General features: G+C 71.2%; 14 protein-coding genes. 6 read left to right on the forward strand and 8 right to left on the reverse strand.

Annotation, left to right across the window (positions count from 1 at the left end; all coding sequences use genetic code 11):
• Positions 1–243 precede the first annotated feature (243 nt).
• The gene (locus ACZ7IB_RS02465) at positions 244–1,272 is read left to right on the forward strand and encodes an aspartate-semialdehyde dehydrogenase (RefSeq protein WP_470908497.1); all 1,029 of its coding nucleotides are present in this window, start codon (positions 244–246) and stop codon (positions 1,270–1,272) included.
• A gap of 66 nt (positions 1,273–1,338) precedes the next feature.
• On the opposite strand, the gene ACZ7IB_RS02470 is transcribed toward ACZ7IB_RS02465, so the two are convergent.
• The gene (locus ACZ7IB_RS02470) at positions 1,339–1,686 is read right to left on the reverse strand and encodes a type II toxin-antitoxin system PemK/MazF family toxin (protein WP_470908499.1); all 348 of its coding nucleotides are present in this window, start codon (positions 1,684–1,686) and stop codon (positions 1,339–1,341) included.
• Positions 1,673–1,903 (reverse strand): ribbon-helix-helix domain-containing protein, encoded by a 231-nt coding sequence (locus ACZ7IB_RS02475; protein WP_470908501.1) that lies wholly within the window; start codon positions 1,901–1,903, stop codon positions 1,673–1,675. Before ACZ7IB_RS02475 ends, ACZ7IB_RS02470 begins: the two co-directional genes overlap by 14 nt.
• Before the next feature lie 99 nt (positions 1,904–2,002).
• On the opposite strand from ACZ7IB_RS02475, the gene pepN reads away from it, so the two are divergent.
• The gene (gene pepN, locus ACZ7IB_RS02480; protein ID WP_470908503.1) at positions 2,003–4,585 is read left to right on the forward strand and encodes an aminopeptidase N; all 2,583 of its coding nucleotides are present in this window, start codon (positions 2,003–2,005) and stop codon (positions 4,583–4,585) included.
• 352 nt (positions 4,586–4,937) lie between these two features.
• On the opposite strand, the gene alc is transcribed toward pepN, so the two are convergent.
• The 5 genes from alc to ACZ7IB_RS02505 all read right to left on the reverse strand — a co-directional run bounded on the left by alc (position 4,938) and on the right by ACZ7IB_RS02505 (position 9,966).
• Positions 4,938–6,077 carry an allantoicase gene (alc, locus tag ACZ7IB_RS02485; RefSeq protein ID WP_470908505.1) on the reverse strand — a complete coding sequence of 380 codons (1,140 nt, stop codon included), beginning with the start codon at positions 6,075–6,077 and terminating at the stop codon, positions 4,938–4,940.
• Positions 6,078–6,132: 55 nt separating this feature from the next.
• On the reverse strand, positions 6,133–7,056 hold the full coding sequence (locus ACZ7IB_RS02490) for a LysR family transcriptional regulator (RefSeq protein ID WP_470908506.1): 924 nt from the start codon (positions 7,054–7,056) through the stop codon (positions 6,133–6,135).
• 103 nt (positions 7,057–7,159) lie between these two features.
• Complete coding sequence (locus tag ACZ7IB_RS02495; protein ID WP_470908508.1) at positions 7,160–7,390, reverse strand: hypothetical protein; 231 nt, start codon at positions 7,388–7,390, stop codon at positions 7,160–7,162.
• Between the two features lie 56 nt (positions 7,391–7,446).
• Positions 7,447–9,693, reverse strand: coding sequence for a 4-alpha-glucanotransferase (gene malQ, locus ACZ7IB_RS02500; protein WP_470908509.1), 2,247 nt, complete (start codon positions 9,691–9,693; stop codon positions 7,447–7,449).
• Complete coding sequence (locus ACZ7IB_RS02505; RefSeq protein WP_470908510.1) at positions 9,694–9,966, reverse strand: hypothetical protein; 273 nt, start codon at positions 9,964–9,966, stop codon at positions 9,694–9,696.
• A gap of 311 nt (positions 9,967–10,277) precedes the next feature.
• On the opposite strand from ACZ7IB_RS02505, the gene ACZ7IB_RS02510 reads away from it, so the two are divergent.
• Complete coding sequence (locus ACZ7IB_RS02510) at positions 10,278–13,316, forward strand: beta-N-acetylglucosaminidase domain-containing protein (RefSeq protein ID WP_470908512.1); 3,039 nt, start codon at positions 10,278–10,280, stop codon at positions 13,314–13,316.
• A gap of 73 nt (positions 13,317–13,389) precedes the next feature.
• Here ACZ7IB_RS02510 and ACZ7IB_RS02515 read toward each other — a convergent pair whose 3' ends face one another.
• Positions 13,390–13,926, reverse strand: coding sequence for an HNH endonuclease (locus tag ACZ7IB_RS02515; protein WP_018552807.1), 537 nt, complete (start codon positions 13,924–13,926; stop codon positions 13,390–13,392).
• Between the two features lie 329 nt (positions 13,927–14,255).
• Between ACZ7IB_RS02515 and ACZ7IB_RS02520 the strand changes: the two genes are divergently transcribed.
• The 3 genes from ACZ7IB_RS02520 to ACZ7IB_RS02530 all read left to right on the forward strand — a co-directional run bounded on the left by ACZ7IB_RS02520 (position 14,256) and on the right by ACZ7IB_RS02530 (position 18,221).
• Positions 14,256–15,323: a mechanosensitive ion channel family protein gene (locus ACZ7IB_RS02520; RefSeq protein WP_470908514.1), complete on the forward strand. Its 1,068-nt coding sequence runs from the start codon at positions 14,256–14,258 to the stop codon at positions 15,321–15,323.
• Positions 15,324–15,597: 274 nt separating this feature from the next.
• Positions 15,598–16,821: an ROK family transcriptional regulator gene (locus ACZ7IB_RS02525; RefSeq protein ID WP_470908516.1), complete on the forward strand. Its 1,224-nt coding sequence runs from the start codon at positions 15,598–15,600 to the stop codon at positions 16,819–16,821.
• A gap of 62 nt (positions 16,822–16,883) precedes the next feature.
• Positions 16,884–18,221 carry an ABC transporter substrate-binding protein gene (locus ACZ7IB_RS02530; protein ID WP_470908517.1) on the forward strand — a complete coding sequence of 446 codons (1,338 nt, stop codon included), beginning with the start codon at positions 16,884–16,886 and terminating at the stop codon, positions 18,219–18,221.
• Positions 18,222–18,228: the final 7 nt, after the last annotated feature.

Genomic DNA, 18,228 nt, shown 5'->3' on the forward strand with positions numbered 1-18,228 from the left:
GGCGGGGGGGGGGGAGGAGGTACAATGGGGGAGGGGGTCCGCTTTTTGGTGCGGCACTGGATTTCGTGGTGCACGGGGGGGGGGGGGGGGGGGGTCTCCCTCCCCCCCCCCCCCCCCACTGCTCTGCCCGGCCGGGCGGGCGGGCGCTGTCCGCAGCGCGGACAATGGATTGGACAAGGAAGCCGTTCACCTACGCATCATGGAGCGGCAACCGTGCCAGTTCGTACGTTTGAAGGAGTCCCTGTGAAGGTCGGAATCGTCGGCGCCACCGGTCAGGTCGGCACAGTCATGCGCAGGATCCTGGCCGAGCGGAAGTTCCCGGCCGACGAACTGCGGCTGTTCGCCTCCGCGCGCTCCGCGGGCTCCACCATCGAGTGGGAGGGCCGGGAGATCACCGTCGAGGACGCCGCGACGGCCGATTACTCCGGGCTGGACATCGTGCTGTTCTCGGCCGGTGGCTCGACGTCGAAGGCGCTCGCCGAGAAGGTCGCCTCGCAGGGCGCCGTCGTGATCGACAACTCCTCCGCCTGGCGCAAGGACCCCGAGGTCCCGCTGGTCGTCTCCGAGGTCAACGCGCACGCGATCGCGAACCGGCCCAAGGGCATCATCGCCAACCCGAACTGCACCACGATGGCCGCCATGCCCGTGCTGCGCCCGCTGCACGACGAGGCCGGCCTCCGGACGCTGACCGTCGCCACCTACCAGGCGGTGTCCGGCTCCGGCCTGGCCGGTGTCGCCGAGCTGCACGGCCAGGCGTCCAAGGTCGTCGCCGACGCCGACAAGCTCACCCACGACGGCGGGGCCGTCGACTTCCCCGAGCCGGGCGTCTACAAGCGTCCGATCGCCTTCAACGTGCTGCCGCTGGCCGGCTCGATCGTCGACGACGGCTCCTTCGAGACCGACGAGGAGCAGAAGCTCCGCAACGAGTCCCGCAAGATCCTGGAGATCCCGGAGCTGAAGGTGTCCGGCACGTGCGTCCGGGTGCCGGTCTTCTCCGGCCACTCGCTCCAGGTCAACGCACGTTTCGCCCGTCCGATCAGCGTCGAACGCGCATACGAACTACTGAAGGACGCCCCGGGAGTCGAGATCTCCGAGATCCCCACCCCGCTGCAGGCGGCCGGCAAGGACGCCTCGTTCGTCGGCCGGATCCGGGTCGACGAGACCGTGGACAACGGCCTCGCGCTCTTCGTCTCCAACGACAACCTGCGCAAGGGCGCGGCGCTGAACGCGGTACAGATCGCGGAGCTGGTGGCGGCGGAGCTGAACGGCTGACGCCTCGCGTGTGAAAGGGCGGCCACCGGTGCTCGGTGGCCGCCCTTTCGTATGCGCTCGTGTCCGTCAGAGGGCGAGATGCCGACGCAGGGCGGCGTCGATCTCGGCCATGCGCCGGCGGGGGATGGTGCTGACGTGCCGAAGGAACCGCTCCCTGGCCATCGCGCGTACCTGCTCGCACTGCGCCTTGGAGTCCATCGGCAGGCCGCACTCCGCTGCGGGGAGCAGCACCTGGAAGGGATAGATCCGGGATGTGTTCGACGTCAGCGGAACTACGGTGATCACACCGCGCCCCGTCCGTGCGACAACCGCGTTGGCCCCGTCGTTCGAGACGATCACCGACGGGCGGGCCTTATTGGCCTCGCTGCCCCGCACCGGCTCGTACTCGACCAGGTAGATGTCACCGCGCCTCATCGGTCAGCCCGTCACCCGAGAACTTGTCCCAGAACGCGGCGTCCTCGCTCGCGTCCCATTCCGCGAACGCCGCCTCGTAGTCGGCCTCCAGATTCGAGGCACGCAGCAGCTCGATGGCGGCATGGATCACCGCGGACCGGGAATCCGCCTCGGTCTTCATGGCGTACTCGTCGACGAAGGCGACATCCTCCTGCGGCAGGCTCACACTGATCTTCATACCATCGATGCTACCGCAGTGGCACACCCATAGCCACTCCACTCGGGCATGCGACGTGGAAGGATGACCGGAAACGTCACATACCAAGGAGATGACCGCGTGCCTGGCACCAATCTGACCCGCGAAGAGGCACAGGAGCGGGCGCGCCTGCTGACCGTGGACGCGTACGAGATCGATCTCGACCTCTCCGGAGCGCAGGAGGGCGGCACCTACCGGTCCGTGACCACCGTGCGCTTCGACTCCGCCGAAGCCGGTGCGGAGACCTTCATCGACCTGGTCGCCCCGGCCGTGCACGAGGTCGAGCTGAACGGCAAGGCGCTGGATGTCGCGGCCGTGTTCCGCGACTCGCGCATCAGGCTCCCGCACCTGGTCGCGGGCTCCAACGAGCTGAAGGTCGTCGCCGACTGCTCGTACACCAACACGGGCGAGGGCCTGCACCGCTTCGTCGACCCGGTCGACCAGCAGGCGTACCTCTACACCCAGTTCGAGGTGCCGGACGCGCGCCGCGTCTTCGCCAGCTTCGAACAGCCCGACCTCAAGGCGACGTTCCAGTTCACGGTGAAGGCGCCGCAGGGCTGGACGGTCATCTCGAACTCGCCGACGCCCGAGCCGCAGGACGACGTCTGGTCCTTCGAGCCGACGCCGCGCATCTCGACGTACATCACGGCCCTGATCGCCGGCCCGTACCACTCGGTGCACAGCAGCTACGAGAAGGGCGGCCAGTCCGTTCCGCTCGGCATCTACTGCCGTCCCTCGCTGGCCGAGTTCCTCGACGCGGACGCGATCTTCGACGTGACGCGGCAGGGCTTCGACTGGTTCCAGGAGAAGTTCGACTACGACTACCCGTTCGCCAAGTACGACCAGCTGTTCGTCCCGGAGTTCAACGCCGGCGCGATGGAGAACGCGGGCGCGGTCACCATCCGCGACCAGTACGTGTTCCGTTCGAAGGTGACGGACGCGGCGTACGAGCGGCGTGCGGAGACCATCCTGCACGAGCTGGCGCACATGTGGTTCGGCGACCTCGTCACCATGGAGTGGTGGAACGACCTGTGGCTGAACGAGTCGTTCGCCACGTACACCTCGGTCGCCTGCCAGGCATACGCGGAGGGCTCGAAGTGGCCGCACTCCTGGACCACGTTCGCCAACTCCGAGAAGACCTGGGCCTACCGCCAGGACCAGCTGCCGTCCACGCACCCGATCATGGCGGACATCCGTGACCTGGACGATGTGCTGGTCAACTTCGACGGGATCACCTACGCCAAGGGCGCCTCGGTCCTGAAGCAGCTGGTGGCGTACGTCGGCATGGACGAGTTCTTCAAGGGCGTCCAGGCGTACTTCAAGGCGCACGCGTTCGGCAACACCCGGCTGTCCGACCTGCTGGGCGCACTGGAGGAGACCTCCGGCCGTGACCTGAAGACCTGGTCGAAGGCATGGCTGGAGACGGCGGGCATCAACATCCTGCGCCCTGAGATCGAGACGGACGAGAACGGCCACGTCACGTCCTTCACGGTCCTCCAGGAGGCCCCGGCCCTCCCCGCCGGCGCGAAGGGCGAGCCGACGCTGCGGCCCCACCGCATCGCCATCGGCTGCTATGCCATCGACACCGCCGGCTCCGGCAAGCTGGTCGTCACGAACCGGATCGAGCTGGACGTCGACGGCGCGCGCACCACCGTGCCGTTCCCGGCCGGCACCGCCCGCCCCGCCGTGATCCTGCTGAACGACGACGACCTCTCGTACGCGAAGGTCCGTCTCGACGAGGAGTCGCTGCGCGTCGTCACCGAACACCTCGGCGACTTCACCGAGTCCCTCCCCCGCGCCCTGTGCTGGGCCTCCGCCTGGGACATGACCCGCGACGGCGAGCTGGCGACCCGGGACTACCTCTCCCTGGTGCTCTCCAGCATCGGCAAGGAGTCGGACATCGGTGTCGTCCAGTCGCTGCACCGACAGGTGAAGCTGGCGCTGGACCTGTACGCGGCGCCGGAGTGGCGCGAGGCCGGGCTGACGCAGTGGACCGAGGCCACGCTGGCGCACCTGCGCGCGGCGGAGCCGGGCAGCGACCACCAGCTGGCCTGGGCCCGCGCCTTCGCGGCGACGGCCCGCACCCCGCAGCAGACGGACCTGCTGCAGTCGCTGCTCGACGGCAAGGAGACGGTCGAGGGCCTCGCCGTCGACACGGAGCTGCGCTGGGCGTTCGTCGAGCGGCTCGCCGCCACCGGCCTGCTCGAAGAGGACGAGATCGCCGCCGAGTACGAGCGCGACAAGACGGCGGCGGGCGAGCGCCACGCGGCGACCGCCCGCGCGGCCCGACCCACCGAGGAGGCGAAGGCGGAGGCATGGGCCTCGGTCGTCGAGTCCGACAAGCTGCCGAATTCCCTCCAGGAGGCGGTCATCGCCGGCTTCGTCCAGACCGACCAGCGCGAACTGCTGGCCCCGTACACGGAGAAGTTCTTCGCAGCGGTCAAGGGCGTCTGGGAGTCGCGCAGCCACGAGATGGCGCAGCAGATCGCCGTCGGCCTCTACCCGGCCGTCCAGGTCTCGCAGGCCACGCTGGACACCACGGACGCCTGGCTGTCCTCGGCGGAGCCGAACGCGGCCCTGCGCCGTCTGATGTCCGAGTCGCGTTCGGGTGTGGAGCGCGCGCTGAAGGCCCAGGCCGCGGACGCTGCGGCGGCCACGGCGTAACGGCTGAACGGTGAAACAGTGAGGGGCGCCTCCCGCGATGGCGGGGGCGCCCCTTCCTCTCTCCCGCCCGGCTGTCGGATCACAACAGCCGGAACGTCTTGCCACCCGGGTCGACCACGGCCTTGATCTCCGCGCCCACAGTCGCTCCCGCCACGCCGCCCGGTGCTGCTCTCGGTAGGCATTGCAGAACCGTAGCCCGTACACATTCGCGCGAACAGACATTGGTCCGGGGGCCGTTGGCCTTGGAGACCGCCCGTCGGGCGGGCGCCGTCGCGCAGCCGTCCGACGGGCGGGAGCAAAGGGGGTTACGGGAGGAGGGCGGTTACGGGAGGAAGAGGTTGCGGGATGGGGGTCATGCGCCCGACTCCTCGTAGCGCCGGGCCAGTTCGGCCGCACCCGACTCCGTCAGGCTGCCGTGCAGGCGCATGCGGGCGACTCCGCCGTCCGGGAAGGCGTCGAGACGGACGTGGGTGACGACCGCCCGGTCGCGGAGGGGGAAGCGGTGGAGGGTGTCGGGCTGGAGCCTGGTGCGGGGGATGATCTCGAACCATTCGCCCGTCTCACCGTTGCGGCCCTGGAGGGCGATCCAGCCGGCCGCGTTGCCCTTGAGGTAGGCCGTGTCGATCTCGACCGCGCGGACCGCGCCCTGGGCGGGGAGGCGGAAGCGGACCCAGTCGTTCGTGTCGCGGACCCGACGGCGGCGGTTCTCCCAGCCGTCGTCCATCTTGCGAGAGGTGCCGGGCAGGATGATCTGGGTCGGCGAGGAGTAGAAGCGGTCGGAGGCGTCCTCGTAACTGCCGCCGTTCAGCACCGAGATCAGGTCGAACGTGCCGAGCGTGGCGAGCCAGGACGGGTCGGGGAGGACCTCGCCGTGGACACGGAGGCGGGCGATGCCGCCGTCGGGGTGCTGACGGAGGCGGACGTGTGTGTAGCGGCGGCCGCCGGTGATCTCGAAGCCGTTGGCGGCATGGCCGCGTACGGGGGTCGGCGGGACGATCTCCTCCCACTTCACGTCGTCGGCGAGGAGTTCGGCGGGGCCGGGTGAGCCCTCGACCGCCGTTGCCTGGATCGAGACGCGCTGCGGGTAGTTGCCTCGGAAGTGGGCCGTGTCGACGACGATGCCGCGAATGACGCCTGGGGCGCCGAGGCGGATCAGGGCCCAGTCGTGCTCCTCGGGGGCCGGGAACGGATGGGCCGCGTCCGCGCCGCGCCGGCGGCGGGTCTCCCAGCCGTCCATGATCTTGCCCTTGTGGCCGAAGCGCTCGGGGTCGAAGACCGCGCGCTCCCGGACCAGGAGGTTCTCCCGCTGGGCGAAGAACTCGTCGTTGGCGGCGATCACGCCCGCGCCGAGGCGGCGGTCGGCGAGGTCGACGAGTTCGGTGAAGGGAAGGTCGGTGGTGCGGTAGTCGGCGTACGGGTCGCCACCGCCGTACGGAGCCGCATCGTTGGCGTGGGGATCCTCGTGCCGGTTCTCATTCTGTTCGAAGGTCATGCGCCTACTGTCGCGGCGAACAACCCATTAGGTCCATCGAAAGTTTTTGCATTATTTATTCAGATGAAGTGAACGATGAGGCCGCTTCGGTGAGCGCCGCGAGGACCCTGGCCACCGCCGGCCCCGTTTCGGCCCCCTGTCGTACCGCCGCCACCACATGGCGTCGTGGCTGGTCCGCTTCCAGTGCGCGCATCACCACTCCACCCCGGCTGTGCCGTTCCGCCGACGCCATGCGCGGGATCAGGGCAACCCCCATGCCCGCCTCGACCATGGCCAGGATCGCCGTCCAGCCGGAGGCGCTGTGCGCCTGCTCCGGCACGAATCCGGCGGCCTCGCACGCGGCCGTCGTGATCTGCGACCAGGGGCCGGAGCCGCCGAAGATCCAGGGGTCGCCGGAGAGATCCGCCAGACGGAGGGCAGGCGCCGCGGCGAGGCGGTGGTCCGCGGGCAGGGCCACGTCCAGCAGGTCCGCCAGCAGGGGCAGCACCGCGAACCGGGGGTCGCGGGCCGTCGGGGCGTGCGCGGCCAGGGACAGGGCGAGGTCCACGTCACCGGCGGCCAGGAGTTCGTACGCCTGCGCGGCCTCCGCCTCCCGCACCCGTACGTCCGGTCCCGGGCGCTCTTCGGCACGCAACCGCTGGATCGCCGGCACGACGAGGGCGGGCACCGCCGTGGAGAACGCCGCGATCCGTACCTCGCCGGCCTCGCCGCGCAGATAGCCGGCCAGTTCGGCGTCGGCGCGCTCCAGTTGGGCGAAGACGGCCTCGGCGTGGCGCAGCACGAGGTGCGCCGCGTCGGTGAGGCGGACCCGTCGGCCCTGGGCCTCCAGGAGCGGTACGCCGAGCTGTCCGGACAGGTTGGACAGCTGCTGCGAGACCGCGGACGGGGTCATCAGCAGGGCCTGTGCGGTCGCGGTGACCGTGCCCCGGTCGCGCAGGGTACGGAGGATGCGGAGCTTCTTGACGTCCCACTCGGTCATGGCCGCAACCTACCCGGGGTCCGGACCGGGCATCCGGGTCCGGACATGCGTGTGCGCCGCACGGTACGGGGTACCTGCGGCGCACTCGGGAAGAGCGTGGGTGCTAGGCCTGCTTCTTGGACTTGTCCAAGATCATGACCAGGCCGGCGATGACCACGAACAGGGCGATGGGGGCCACGACGTACAGACCGATGGTCTCCATCGCGCTCAGGCCCGGACCGGGGTCGTCACCGTCGTCGCGGGTGAGCGCGAGCGCGGGGGACGACATGAGCAGCATCATCAGCGTCGTTCCGGCCGCGACGGCGCCGGCGCGCATAGCGTTCTTCTTGTCCACGGTGCAAACGTAGCGAACGCCCGGGACGGGCGCGCGCCCGGGGGTGCCGTACGGGGTCACGGGCGGGATTCCGGGTGGATTTCCGGGTGGGTTCCCGGGCGGTCCCCGCGGCGTTCGAAGACCTCCATCAGCCGGTGCAGGCGAGGTGCGGCGGCCAGCTCCTCCAGGGTGACCGGGTGGCCCTCCCCGTCGGCGACGGGCAGTCGCCAGTTGGGGTACTGGTCCCAGGTGCCGGGGAGGTTCTGCGGGCGGCGGTCGCCCAGTGTGTCGGGCAGCCAGACTCCGGCCATGCGGGCGGGGGTGCGCAGCAGGAAGCGGTGTACGGCGCGGACTGCGCCCTCCTCGTCGCCCTCCCCCTCGGGGAGCAGGCCGAGCCGGGCGAGGTACCCCAGCCACTCGGCGGTGTCCGTCGCGTCCGCGGTCAGCTCCTCGGCGAGGCTGCGGGTGAGCAGGCCGAGGCGGTGGCGCAGCGTCACATGGTCGCCGGTCAGCCGGGCGGCGGTGGACGGCAGATCGTGCGTGGTGACGGTGGCCAGGCAGCCCTCGCGCCACTCCTCGGGGGCCAGCGGGCGGCCGGTGCCCGCCCAGTCCCGTTCGAACCAGAGCACGGAAGTGCCGAGCACGCCGCGCCGGGCCAGTGCCTCGCGTACGCCCGGCTCGACGGTGCCGAGGTCCTCCCCCATGACGACCGCGCCGGCCCGGTGCGCCTCCAGGACGAGGACGGCGAGCATCGCCTCGGCGTCGTGGCTGACGTAGGTGCCCTCGGTGGGCGGGCGCCCCTCGGGCACCCACCAGAGCCGGAACAGGCCCATGACGTGGTCGATGCGCAGGGCTCCCGCGTGGGCGAGGAGTCCGCGCAGCAGTCCTCGGTACGGGGCGTAGCCGGACGCGGCGAGGACATCGGGGCGCCAGGGCGGCAGGCCCCAGTCCTGGCCGCGGGCGTTGAAGGCGTCCGGGGGCGCGCCGACGGACATGCCGTGCGCGAAGGCGTCCTGCTGGGCCCAGGCGTCGGCGCCGCCGGGGTGCACACCGACGGCGAGGTCGTGGACGATACCGACGGCCATTTCGGCGTCCAGGGCGGCGCGCTGGGCCGCGGCGAGCTGGCTGTCGGTCAGCCAGGCGAGCCGGCAGTGGAAATCGACCCGGTCCAGCAGTGCGCGGCGGGCGCGGGCGGTCTCCTTGGAACGGGGGTCGCGGAGCGCGGCCGGCCAGGTGTGCCAGTCGGAGCCGTGCACCTCGGCGAGGGCGCACCACAGGGCGTGGTCCTCCAGGGCCTGCCCCTGCTCGGCCAGGAAGTCGCAGTACGCGGCGCGGCGGCCCGGGGTGAGGGGCACCTTCGTCACGAGTTCGAGAGCCTGGCGCTTGAGTTCCCAGACGGCGTCCCGGTCGATCAGGGCGCCCTTGTTCAGCACGGTGTCGCTGAGCGTCGCCGCGTCCTGCCGCAGATCGTCGAGGGTGCCCCGGTCCGGCACGTGCCCGTACTCGGGGATGGACTCGATGTGCAGATGGACGGGGTCGGGGAAGCACCGGGACGACGGGCGGTACGGGGACGGGTCGGTGGGGTTGCCGAGCACGGCGGCGTGGAGCGGGTTCACCTGGACGAATCCGGCGCCGAGGGTCCGCCCGGACCAGGCGGCGAGGTCGGCGAGGTCCCCGAGGTCGCCCATGCCCCAGGAGCGGGCGGAGAGCAGGGAGTAGAGCTGGACGAGGAAGCCGTGGCTGCGTGCGGGCGGCTGCGGCACCCGGGGCGGGGCGACGACGAGCGTGCCGGTAGCGCTCCGGCCGCCCGGAGCACGTACGGCCAACCGGTGCACCCCGAGCGGCGGTTCGACCCACCAGGCGGGGGTCGGGGGCACGCCCGTCGAGGTGTCACCTCCCGCACCTTCAGCCGCGCCCTTTCCGCTCTCCGCGCCCGCACCCGTGCCCGCGTCGGCGGCGCCCCGTCCCGAAACGGCCGGATCCGACCGGTCGGCCGGAATGCGCATCCGCCGGGGCGGGGGCGATCCGCCGTCCCCCCCTCGATCGAGTCCGATGTCCAGCGAAGTGCCGGGCGGCAGGGCGGTCAGGGCCGGGGGCAGTGGCTCCCCGGTCCACACCACCAGCGTCGGCGGCAGCAGCCGGGACCGGGCCGAGGACTCGGCGGCGGCGAGCGATTCCCGTACCGCTTCGGGCGTGGCGGCGTCCACACCGAGCGCGGCGAGCACGGCGATGACGGTGTCGTCGGGAACGGACACCGTGACATCGGCGGACGGGGAGTAGGAGGTGGCGACGCCGTGCAGTGCGGCGAGCCGGGACAAGCCCATTCAGACTCCTGGGAACTCCATGCCCCACGCGCCGCCGGAGGCGGCCGGCTCGCTGGTCAGCGGGGCGTTGACGGCGAGCGGGGCTTCGCTGGTCAGTGGTGTGGCGTCGGCGAGCGGCGGCTCGCTGGTGAGAGGTATCGCATCGGCGAGCGGCGGCTCGCTCGTCAGCGGACCGGGGCCGGTCCCGGCAGCCGGGACCGCACCGGGCAGCGGGACGGGACCGGGTGCCTGTTCGGAGAGGGCGGAGAGCGGAAGCTGCGCGGCAGCGGGCATGGCGGCCTCCCGGCCGTGGGGGAACAGGACACAGCAGACCTACCCAGCGGGCTCGACCGCAGACGTAGGCGTTACCACAACGACTTCAACGTGCTCTGGGTCACATTCCGTTCCCCGGGGGCCGGTTCTCCGTAAGTTGTCCGCTGTTTTCGGCCATTCGACGTCATCCTTGGCGTCGCACGTCGACAGCCGACCACCTCTCACCTCACCCGCCACATCGGGCATTTACGGCACAACAGCCACCCGCATTGACACCCTCGCGCGCGGGTGGTGGGCTCGGAGCCCATCGGCGGGAGCGAGGGAGAAGAGCGATGCGGCTCAGGTGCAGAAAGCAGGCAACGGCCGTCGCGGTCGCCGTGCTCGGCGGGCTGCTCTCCGCCGGGACGCCGGCTGCCGTCGCGGCCCCTTCGGCGCCCGGCTCCCCCGCCATCACCACCTCCGACCGCACGGACGACGGCACGCTGCCCGCCGTATGGCCGCGGCCCCAGTCCATCAAGACGTCCGGGCCCTCCGTACCGCTCTCCGCCGGGGTCACCCTCGTGGTCGGCGCGCACGCGGATCCGTACGCCGTCGACGCACTCCGGCAGATCCTGCGGGACACGGGCGTGCGGACCGTCCACGAGGCGTTGCCGGGCCGTGGACCCGTCATCCGGCTCGGCGGCGACGGCGCCCGGGACGCCCTGCGCACGCTGCACGCCCCCGACCGCGGCGATCTGCCGTCCGGTGGCTACCGGATCGCGGTGGGCCGGGTCGCGGGCCGGGACACCGTCGCCATGGACGGCGTCGGCGAGGACGGCCTGTTCCACGGCGTACAGACACTGCGTCAGCTGATCCGGGACAGGAGCGTCGCCGGGGTCACCGTCAGGGACTGGCCGGGCACCGCCGTACGCGGGACGACCGAGGGCTTCTACGGGCAGCCGTGGACCCGTGCGGAGCGGCTGGCGCAGATCGGCTTCATGGGGCGTACGAAGCAGAACAGGTATCTGTACGCGGCGGGCGACGACCCGTACCGGCAGGCCCGTTGGCGCGACCCGTACCCCGCCGACCGGCGCGCGGACTTCCGGGCACTGGCCGAGCGGGCCCGCGCCGAGCATGTGACGCTCGGCTGGGCCGTCGCCCCCGGCCAGGCCATGTGCATGTCGTCGGACAACGATGTGCGGGCGCTGACGAAGAAGCTCGACGCGATGTGGGCGCTGGGCGTGCGGGTCTTCCAGCTGCAGTTCCAGGACGTCAGCTACAGCGAGTGGCACTGCGACAGCGACACCGACACCTTCGGCAGCGGGCCCGAGGCGGCCGCCAGGGCGCAGGCGCGGGTGGCGAGCAAGGTGGCGCAGCATCTCGCGGACCGCCATCCGGACGCGGAGCCGCTGTCGGTCATGCCGACGGAGTTCTACCAGGACGGGTCGACCGACTACCGCAGGGCGCTCGCCGAGGAGCTGGACGACCGGGTCCAGATCGCCTGGACCGGTGTCGGGGTCGTACCGAGGACCATCACGGGCGGGGAACTGGCCGGCGCCCGCGCCGCATTCCGGCATCCGCTGGTCACGATGGACAACTACCCGGTCAACGACTACGCGCAGGACCGCATCTTCCTCGGCCCCTACACCGGCCGGGACCCGGCGGTGGCGATGGGTTCCGCGGCACTGCTCGCCAACGCCATGGAGCAGCCGTCCGCGTCCCGCATACCGCTGTTCACCGCCGCCGACTTCGCCTGGAACCCGAAGGGTTACCGGCCGCAGGAGTCCTGGCAGGCGGCGATCGACGATCTGGCGGGCGGCGACGCCCGTACCAGGGACGCGTTGCGCGCACTGGCCGGGAACAGTGCGACGTCCGTGCTGGGCGGAGACGAGTCGGCGTATCTGCAGCCGCTGCTGGCCGCGTTCTGGCAGTCCCGTACGACGACCGACGCCACGGCGCAGGCCGATGCGGCGCGCAGGCTGCGGGCGGCGTTCACCGTGATGCGGGAGAGCCCGCAGCGGCTGAAGGGGCCGGCCGACGGACGCCTGGACGGCGAAGTGCGGCCGTGGACGGAGCAGTTGTCCCGGTACGGCCGGGCGGGCGAGCTGGCCGTCGATCTGCTGCAGGCCCAGTCGCGCGGTGACGGCGCTGCCGCGTGGCAGGCTTCGCTGGCGCTGGAGCCGGTGCGCAAGGCCGCGAAGGCGAGCGGTGCGACGGTCGGCAAGGGCGTCCTCGGCCCGTTCCTGGACCGGGTGCGCCGGGAGGCGGACGCCTGGACGGGCGCGGACCGCGACGCCGGTACGGTGACCGAGGCCCCGGGCAGCTACACGGTCCGGCTGAACCGGTCCCGCCCGGTGGAGACCGTGACTGCGATGACGGTACCCGGCAGCGGCGCGGTGGCCGGTGCGACCCTGGAGGCCCATGTGCCCGGCGAGGGCTGGCGCAGCCTCGGCCCGGTGTCGGCCACCGGCTGGACCCAGACGCCGGCCAGGGGGCTGCGGACCGACGCGATCCGGATCAGCTGGCCCACCGGCGGTCCGTCGACACCGCCGGTCATCACGGGCACGATGCCGCCGATCGTCCCGGGAAGCCGGATGGGAAGCAGCCTCGGAACCGGTGCCTTGGGGAGTGCGCGGGGCCGGGCTCCGCAGGTGCGCGCGCTCGTACCGTGGTTCGGCGACGAGCCCGCCGCCCGGCTCGATCTCGTACGCGGCGAGACGGACGCCGAGATCGGCGGCGGGCCGCAGCGGGTCGAGGCGCGGCTGGCCGCCCGGCGCCCTGCCGAGGTGCGGGGCGCGCTCACCGCGAAGGCGCCCGAGGGCATCGAGGTGCGCGTCCCGAAGCAGACGAGGGTGCCGCGCGGTTCCCGTACCGACGTCCCCGTCGAGATCACCGTCCCGGCGGGCACCCCGGCCGGCGAGTACGAGGTGCCGATCGGCTTCGGCGAGGAACGCAGCACGCTGACGGTCCGGGCGTACCCGCGCACCGCGGGCACCGACCTGGTGCGTACCGCCGCCGTCTCCTCGTCCGGCGACGAGACCCCGGACTTCCCGGCGACGGCCGCCTCCGACGGCGATCCGGAGACCCGCTGGTCCTCGCCGGCCGAGGACGGTGCCTGGTGGCAGGCGGAACTGCCGCAGCCGGCCCGGATCGGCCAGGTGGTGCTGCACTGGCAGGACGCGTACGCCTCCCGCTACCGCATCCAGGTCTCCGCGGACGGCCGCAGCTGGCGCACGGCGGCGACCGTACGGGACGGCAAGGGCGGGCGCGAGTCGGTCCGGATGGACGCGAAGGACACCCGCTTCATCAGGGTGCAGGGCGATGCCCGGGCCACCGGGTTCGGCTACTCGCTCTGGTCGCTTCAGGCGTACGCCGTCGCCGCAACCGGGTAACGCCCCGGTCGCGCGCGATTGTCGTCCCCGAAGCCCCCCCGTCCGGCCCCGGGACGACAAAGGCCCGGATCTCTCAGGCTGAGATGCCGTCGATCCGGGCCATCGCGTCGTCCGCGCCGAACGGTTGCAAGTACGGGAGCCAGCGCGGGTCGCGGTGTCCCGTCCCGATGATGCGCCAGGCGAGACCCGTCGGCGGGGCGGGCTGCTGGTGCAGCCGCCAGCCGAGCTCCGGCAGGTGCCGGTCCGCCTTGACGTGGTTGCAGCGGCGGCAGGCCGCCACCACGTTGTCCCAGGCATGCTGTCCGCCGCGGCTGCGCGGAATGACATGGTCGACGCTGGTCGCGGCGGCGCCGCAGTACATGCAGCGGCCCCCGTCCCTGGCGAACAGTGCCCTGCGGGTCAGCGGTACGGGCCCCCGGTAGGGAACCCGTACGAACCGCTTCAGGCGGACGACACTGGGGGCCGGGACGGCCCGGGTGGCACTGTGCATGAAGGCGCCGGACTCCTCAAGACAGATGGCCTTGTTTTCGAGCACGAGGACGAGCGCGCGGCGGAGCGGTACGACGCCGAGCGGCTCGTACGACGCGTTGAGAACCAGGACATGCGGCACGGTGGATGCCTCCTTGTACGCCGGCGGCGCGTGGCTCGCGCCGGGACGATCCGATCTCAGTCTCTACTCACGCCTGGTCAAAGCGCCACCACGTGCGGGTAACGGGCCGGGAGGATTTTTCGCCGCTCCCCGCTTCCCGCACCGTCGCCGCACGCCGGAACAGGCGCTTCTGGGCCTCCCCCGCAGCGGCCGCGCCCCGATGTGCGATCGGCCACACGCCGCCTGCGCGCCCCTCGTGAGAGGCGTTCTCCCCCCGATCACGGCAACGGAACAGTCCCGATACCCCGTTAGTGTGGTTGGTCCGCCGTCGCCCATCTGGAGGTTCCACCGTGCTCCCGTCCGCCCTGTTGGCCGCAGCTCCGTCGCCCGGGCCCGGTGGCTCGCTGGACGAGGCCGCCGAGCAGGCCGGCAACGCCGCGAGCTGGGTGGAGGAGAACTGGTCCACCTGGCTGAGCATCGGTCTGCGCATCGTGCTCATCGCCGCGATCGCGATCGTGTTGCGCATCGCGGTCCGCCGTGCTCTCACCAAGCTCATCGACCGGATGAACCGCAGCGCCCAAGCGGTGGAGGGCACCACGCTGGGCGGGCTGCTGGTCAACACCGAACGCCGCCGTCAGCGCTCCGAGGCGATCGGTTCCGTACTCCGCTCGGTCGCGTCGTTCCTGATCCTCGGCACGGCCGCCCTGATGATCCTGGGCGCGTTCCAGATCAATCTGGCCCCACTGCTGGCCTCCGCCGGTGTGGCCGGTGTGGCGCTCGGTTTCGGTGCGCGCAACCTGGTCACCGACTTCCTCTCCGGTGTCTTCATGATCCTTGAGGACCAGTACGGCGTCGGCGACACCGTCGATGCGGGCGTCGCCTCCGGCGAGGTCATCGAGGTCGGCCTGCGGGTCACCAAGCTGCGCGGCGACAACGGTGAGATCTGGTACGTCCGCAACGGCGAGGTGAAGCGGATCGGCAACCTCAGCCAGGGCTGGTCGACGGCCGGTGTCGATGTGACGGTGCGCCCCACGGAGGACCTGGACAAGGTCCGCACGGTGATCTCCGAGGCCGCCACGGCGATGGCCAAGGAGGACCCGTGGAACGAGCGGCTGTGGGGCCCCGTGGAGATCCTGGGCCTGGACTCCGTGCTGCTGGACTCGATGACGGTCCGGTTGACCGCGAAGACGATGCCGGGCAAGGCGCTGGGCGTGGAGCGCGAGCTGCGCTGGCGGATCAAGCGGTCCTTCGACGAGGCCGGAATCCGCATGGTCGGTGGCGTTCCGGCCCAGGGGGACGGGCCCTCGTCGGCCGACCCGACGGCTGCCATGGCCGCTCCTTCGGCGTACGCGTCGGCCACCTCGCCGCAGTCCCTGGCCACGACACCGATCACGCCGCCGCCGAACATGTCGAAGTAGGCCTCGACCGAAGCAGGACCCGGCCGTACGAGTGAGGGGCGCCCCACAGGCTCTGCGGGGCGCCCCTCACTCGTGAGCAAGTCGGCGTGACCTCAACTCGGTTCTTCAATAGCCCGATTGGGAATGCACAACCAAGGACCCACACGTTCCATAAGCGCCCCAGGTAACGCTTTGGTAGCCACCGGGGTACTGCCCATTGACGGCCCGGTGACGCGCGCATACCGTCCTCTCACCGAATAGGAAACTTTCCTAACAGAGGGCAGGTGCAGTGCTCATGGCCGGAACCACACCGGGCACCCCCCGCGTTCTGCGGGCCATGAACGACCGGGCCGCCCTCGATCTGCTGTTGGAGTACGGGCCCCTCTCCCGGACCAGGATCGGGAAGCTGACGGGGCTCTCCAAGCCCACCGCGTCGCAGCTGCTGGCGCGACTGGAGGCCGCCGGGCTGGTCGTCGCCACCGGGACCGTGGCGGGGCGGCCGGGGCCCAATGCCCAGCTGTACGCGGTGAACGCGCGGGCCGCCCATGTCGCGGGGCTGGATGTGAACGCCCGCCGGATCGTGGCCGCCGTCGCCGATGTGACCGGCGAGACGGTCGGCGAGTTCGAGCTGCGTACCCCGGAGCGGCGCGCCGACTGCGTGGTGCGGCAGGTGGCGGATGCGCTGGACGGGGCGGTCAAGGACGCCGGGCTCACCCGCTCCGATGTGCACCGGGTCGTCATCGGCACCCCGGGCGCCTTCGATCCCGGTACCGGGCGGCTGCGGTACGCCTCGCACCTGCCCGGCTGGCACTCCCCCACCCTGTTGGACGAGCTGGCCGCGTTTCTGCCGATGCCGGTCGAGTACGAGAACGACGTGAACCTGGTCGCGGTGGCCGAACAACGGCTCGGTGCGGCGCGCGGGCACGACGACTTCGTGCTGCTGTGGAACGAGGAGGGGCTCGGTGCCGCCCTCGTCATCAACGGACGGCTGCACCGCGGCTTCACCGGTGGCGCGGGCGAGGTCGGTTTCCTGCCGGTGCCGGGCGCCCCGCTGGTCCGTCAGGTCACCAAGGTGAACGCGGGCGGCTTCCAGGAGCTGGCGGGTGCGCAGGTGCTGTCCCGGCTGGGCCGGAAGCTCGGCATCGACGACGAGCTGATCCGCGCCGCCGGTACCCACCACGAGGTCGCCGCCCGGCTGCTCGCCCGCGCCGCCGAGGCCGCGGAGGCGGGCGAGGACGGCCCGTACCCCCGGCTCCTCGATCTCTTCGCCACCGGCCTCGCGACCGGCCTGGCCTCCATGGTCGCCGTACTGGACCCCGAACTCGTCGTGCTCTCCGGCGAGTTGATCGCGGCCGGCGGGGAGCCGCTGCGCTGCCGGGTGGCGTCCGAGCTCACCGAACTGGCGGCCTCCCGGCCCCGGCTGATCGCCGGGGAAGTGAAGCACCGCCCCGTACTGCGCGGCGCGCTGGAGAGCGCCCTCGCCACCACCCGTGACGAGGTCTTCGACACGTCCCGCTGACCCCTTCTCGGCCCGCCCTCTTCCTCCGTACCTCCGCCCCCATCCTTCACCGGGAGACCGCCATGTCCGGAAACCGCCGGAAGACGGCCGCCGCGCTCGCCGCGACCGCCGCCATATCTCTGCTCGCCTCGGCCTGTATGGGCCAGAGCAACTCCGGTGCCAGTGATGACCCGTCCAAGGAGACGACCATCAACTTCTGGCACGGCTGGATCTCCCCGAACGAGGTCAAGGGAATCCAGGCGACGGTCGACGCCTTCGAGAAGGCGCACCCCAACATCCATGTGAAGGTCGTCGGCAACATGACCGACGACAAGGTCAACCAGGCACTGCGGGCGGGCGGTTCGAACGCCCCGGACGTCGTCTCGTCGTTCACCACGAACAATGTCGGCAAGTTCTGTTCGTCGAAGGCGTTCGTCGACCTCAACCCCTTCCTGAAGAAGGACGGGATCGACCCGGACAAGACCTTCCCCAAGGCGATGAACGACTACACCCAGTTCGACGGGGTGCGCTGCACCGTGCCGCTGCTCGGTGACGCGTACGGCCTCTACTACAACAAGGACGCGTTCGAGAAGGCCGGGATCACGCGGCCGCCAAGGACCTGGTCGGAGCTGGCCGAGGACGCCAAGAAGCTGACGAAGACCAAGGGCGACTCGTACGAGCGGCTCGGTTTCATGCCGAACTATCACGGCTACGAGACGACGACCGAGCGCTACCTCGGCGCCTGGGACCCGAAGTACTTCGACGCGGACGGCAAGTCGAACATCGCCAAGGACCCGTCGTTCGCCGCCATGCTCACGACCCAGAAGAAGCTGGTCGACGACCTGGGCGGCTACGAGAAGCTGGAGAAGTACCGCACGTCCTTCGGTGACGAGTGGGGTGCCAAGCACCCGTTCCACACCGGCCAGGTGGCGATGCAGCTGGACGGCGAGTGGCGGCTCGGGATGGCCGAGGAGACCAAGCCGAAGTTCGAGATCGGCGTCGCCCCGATGCCCGTCGCCGACGACCAGGCCGACACCTGGGGCAAGGGCTATCTGACCGGCACCATCGCCGGGATCGCCGCCACCTCGAAGAAGCAGAACGCGGCCTGGGAGCTGGTGAAGTTCATGACGACCGACACCGACGCCGTGGTGAACTTCGCCAACGCCATCCACAACGTGCCGTCCACCCTGGCGGCGCTGAAGTCGCCCAAGCTGAAGTACGACCCGCGGTTCAAGACCTTCCTGGACATCGCCGCGAACCCGAACAGCACCACCACCCCGCCCTCGGTGAACGGCGGCGCGTACCTGGTGTCCCTGCAGAACCTCGGATTCGACATCGAGAAGGGCAGGCAGAAGGACGTCAAGGCGGGTCTGGAGAACACCGCCAAGGAAATCGACGCGGCAATCGCACAGGCGAAGTAGAACCGCG

This window comes from Streptomyces sp. NPDC037301 (assembly GCF_055602785.1).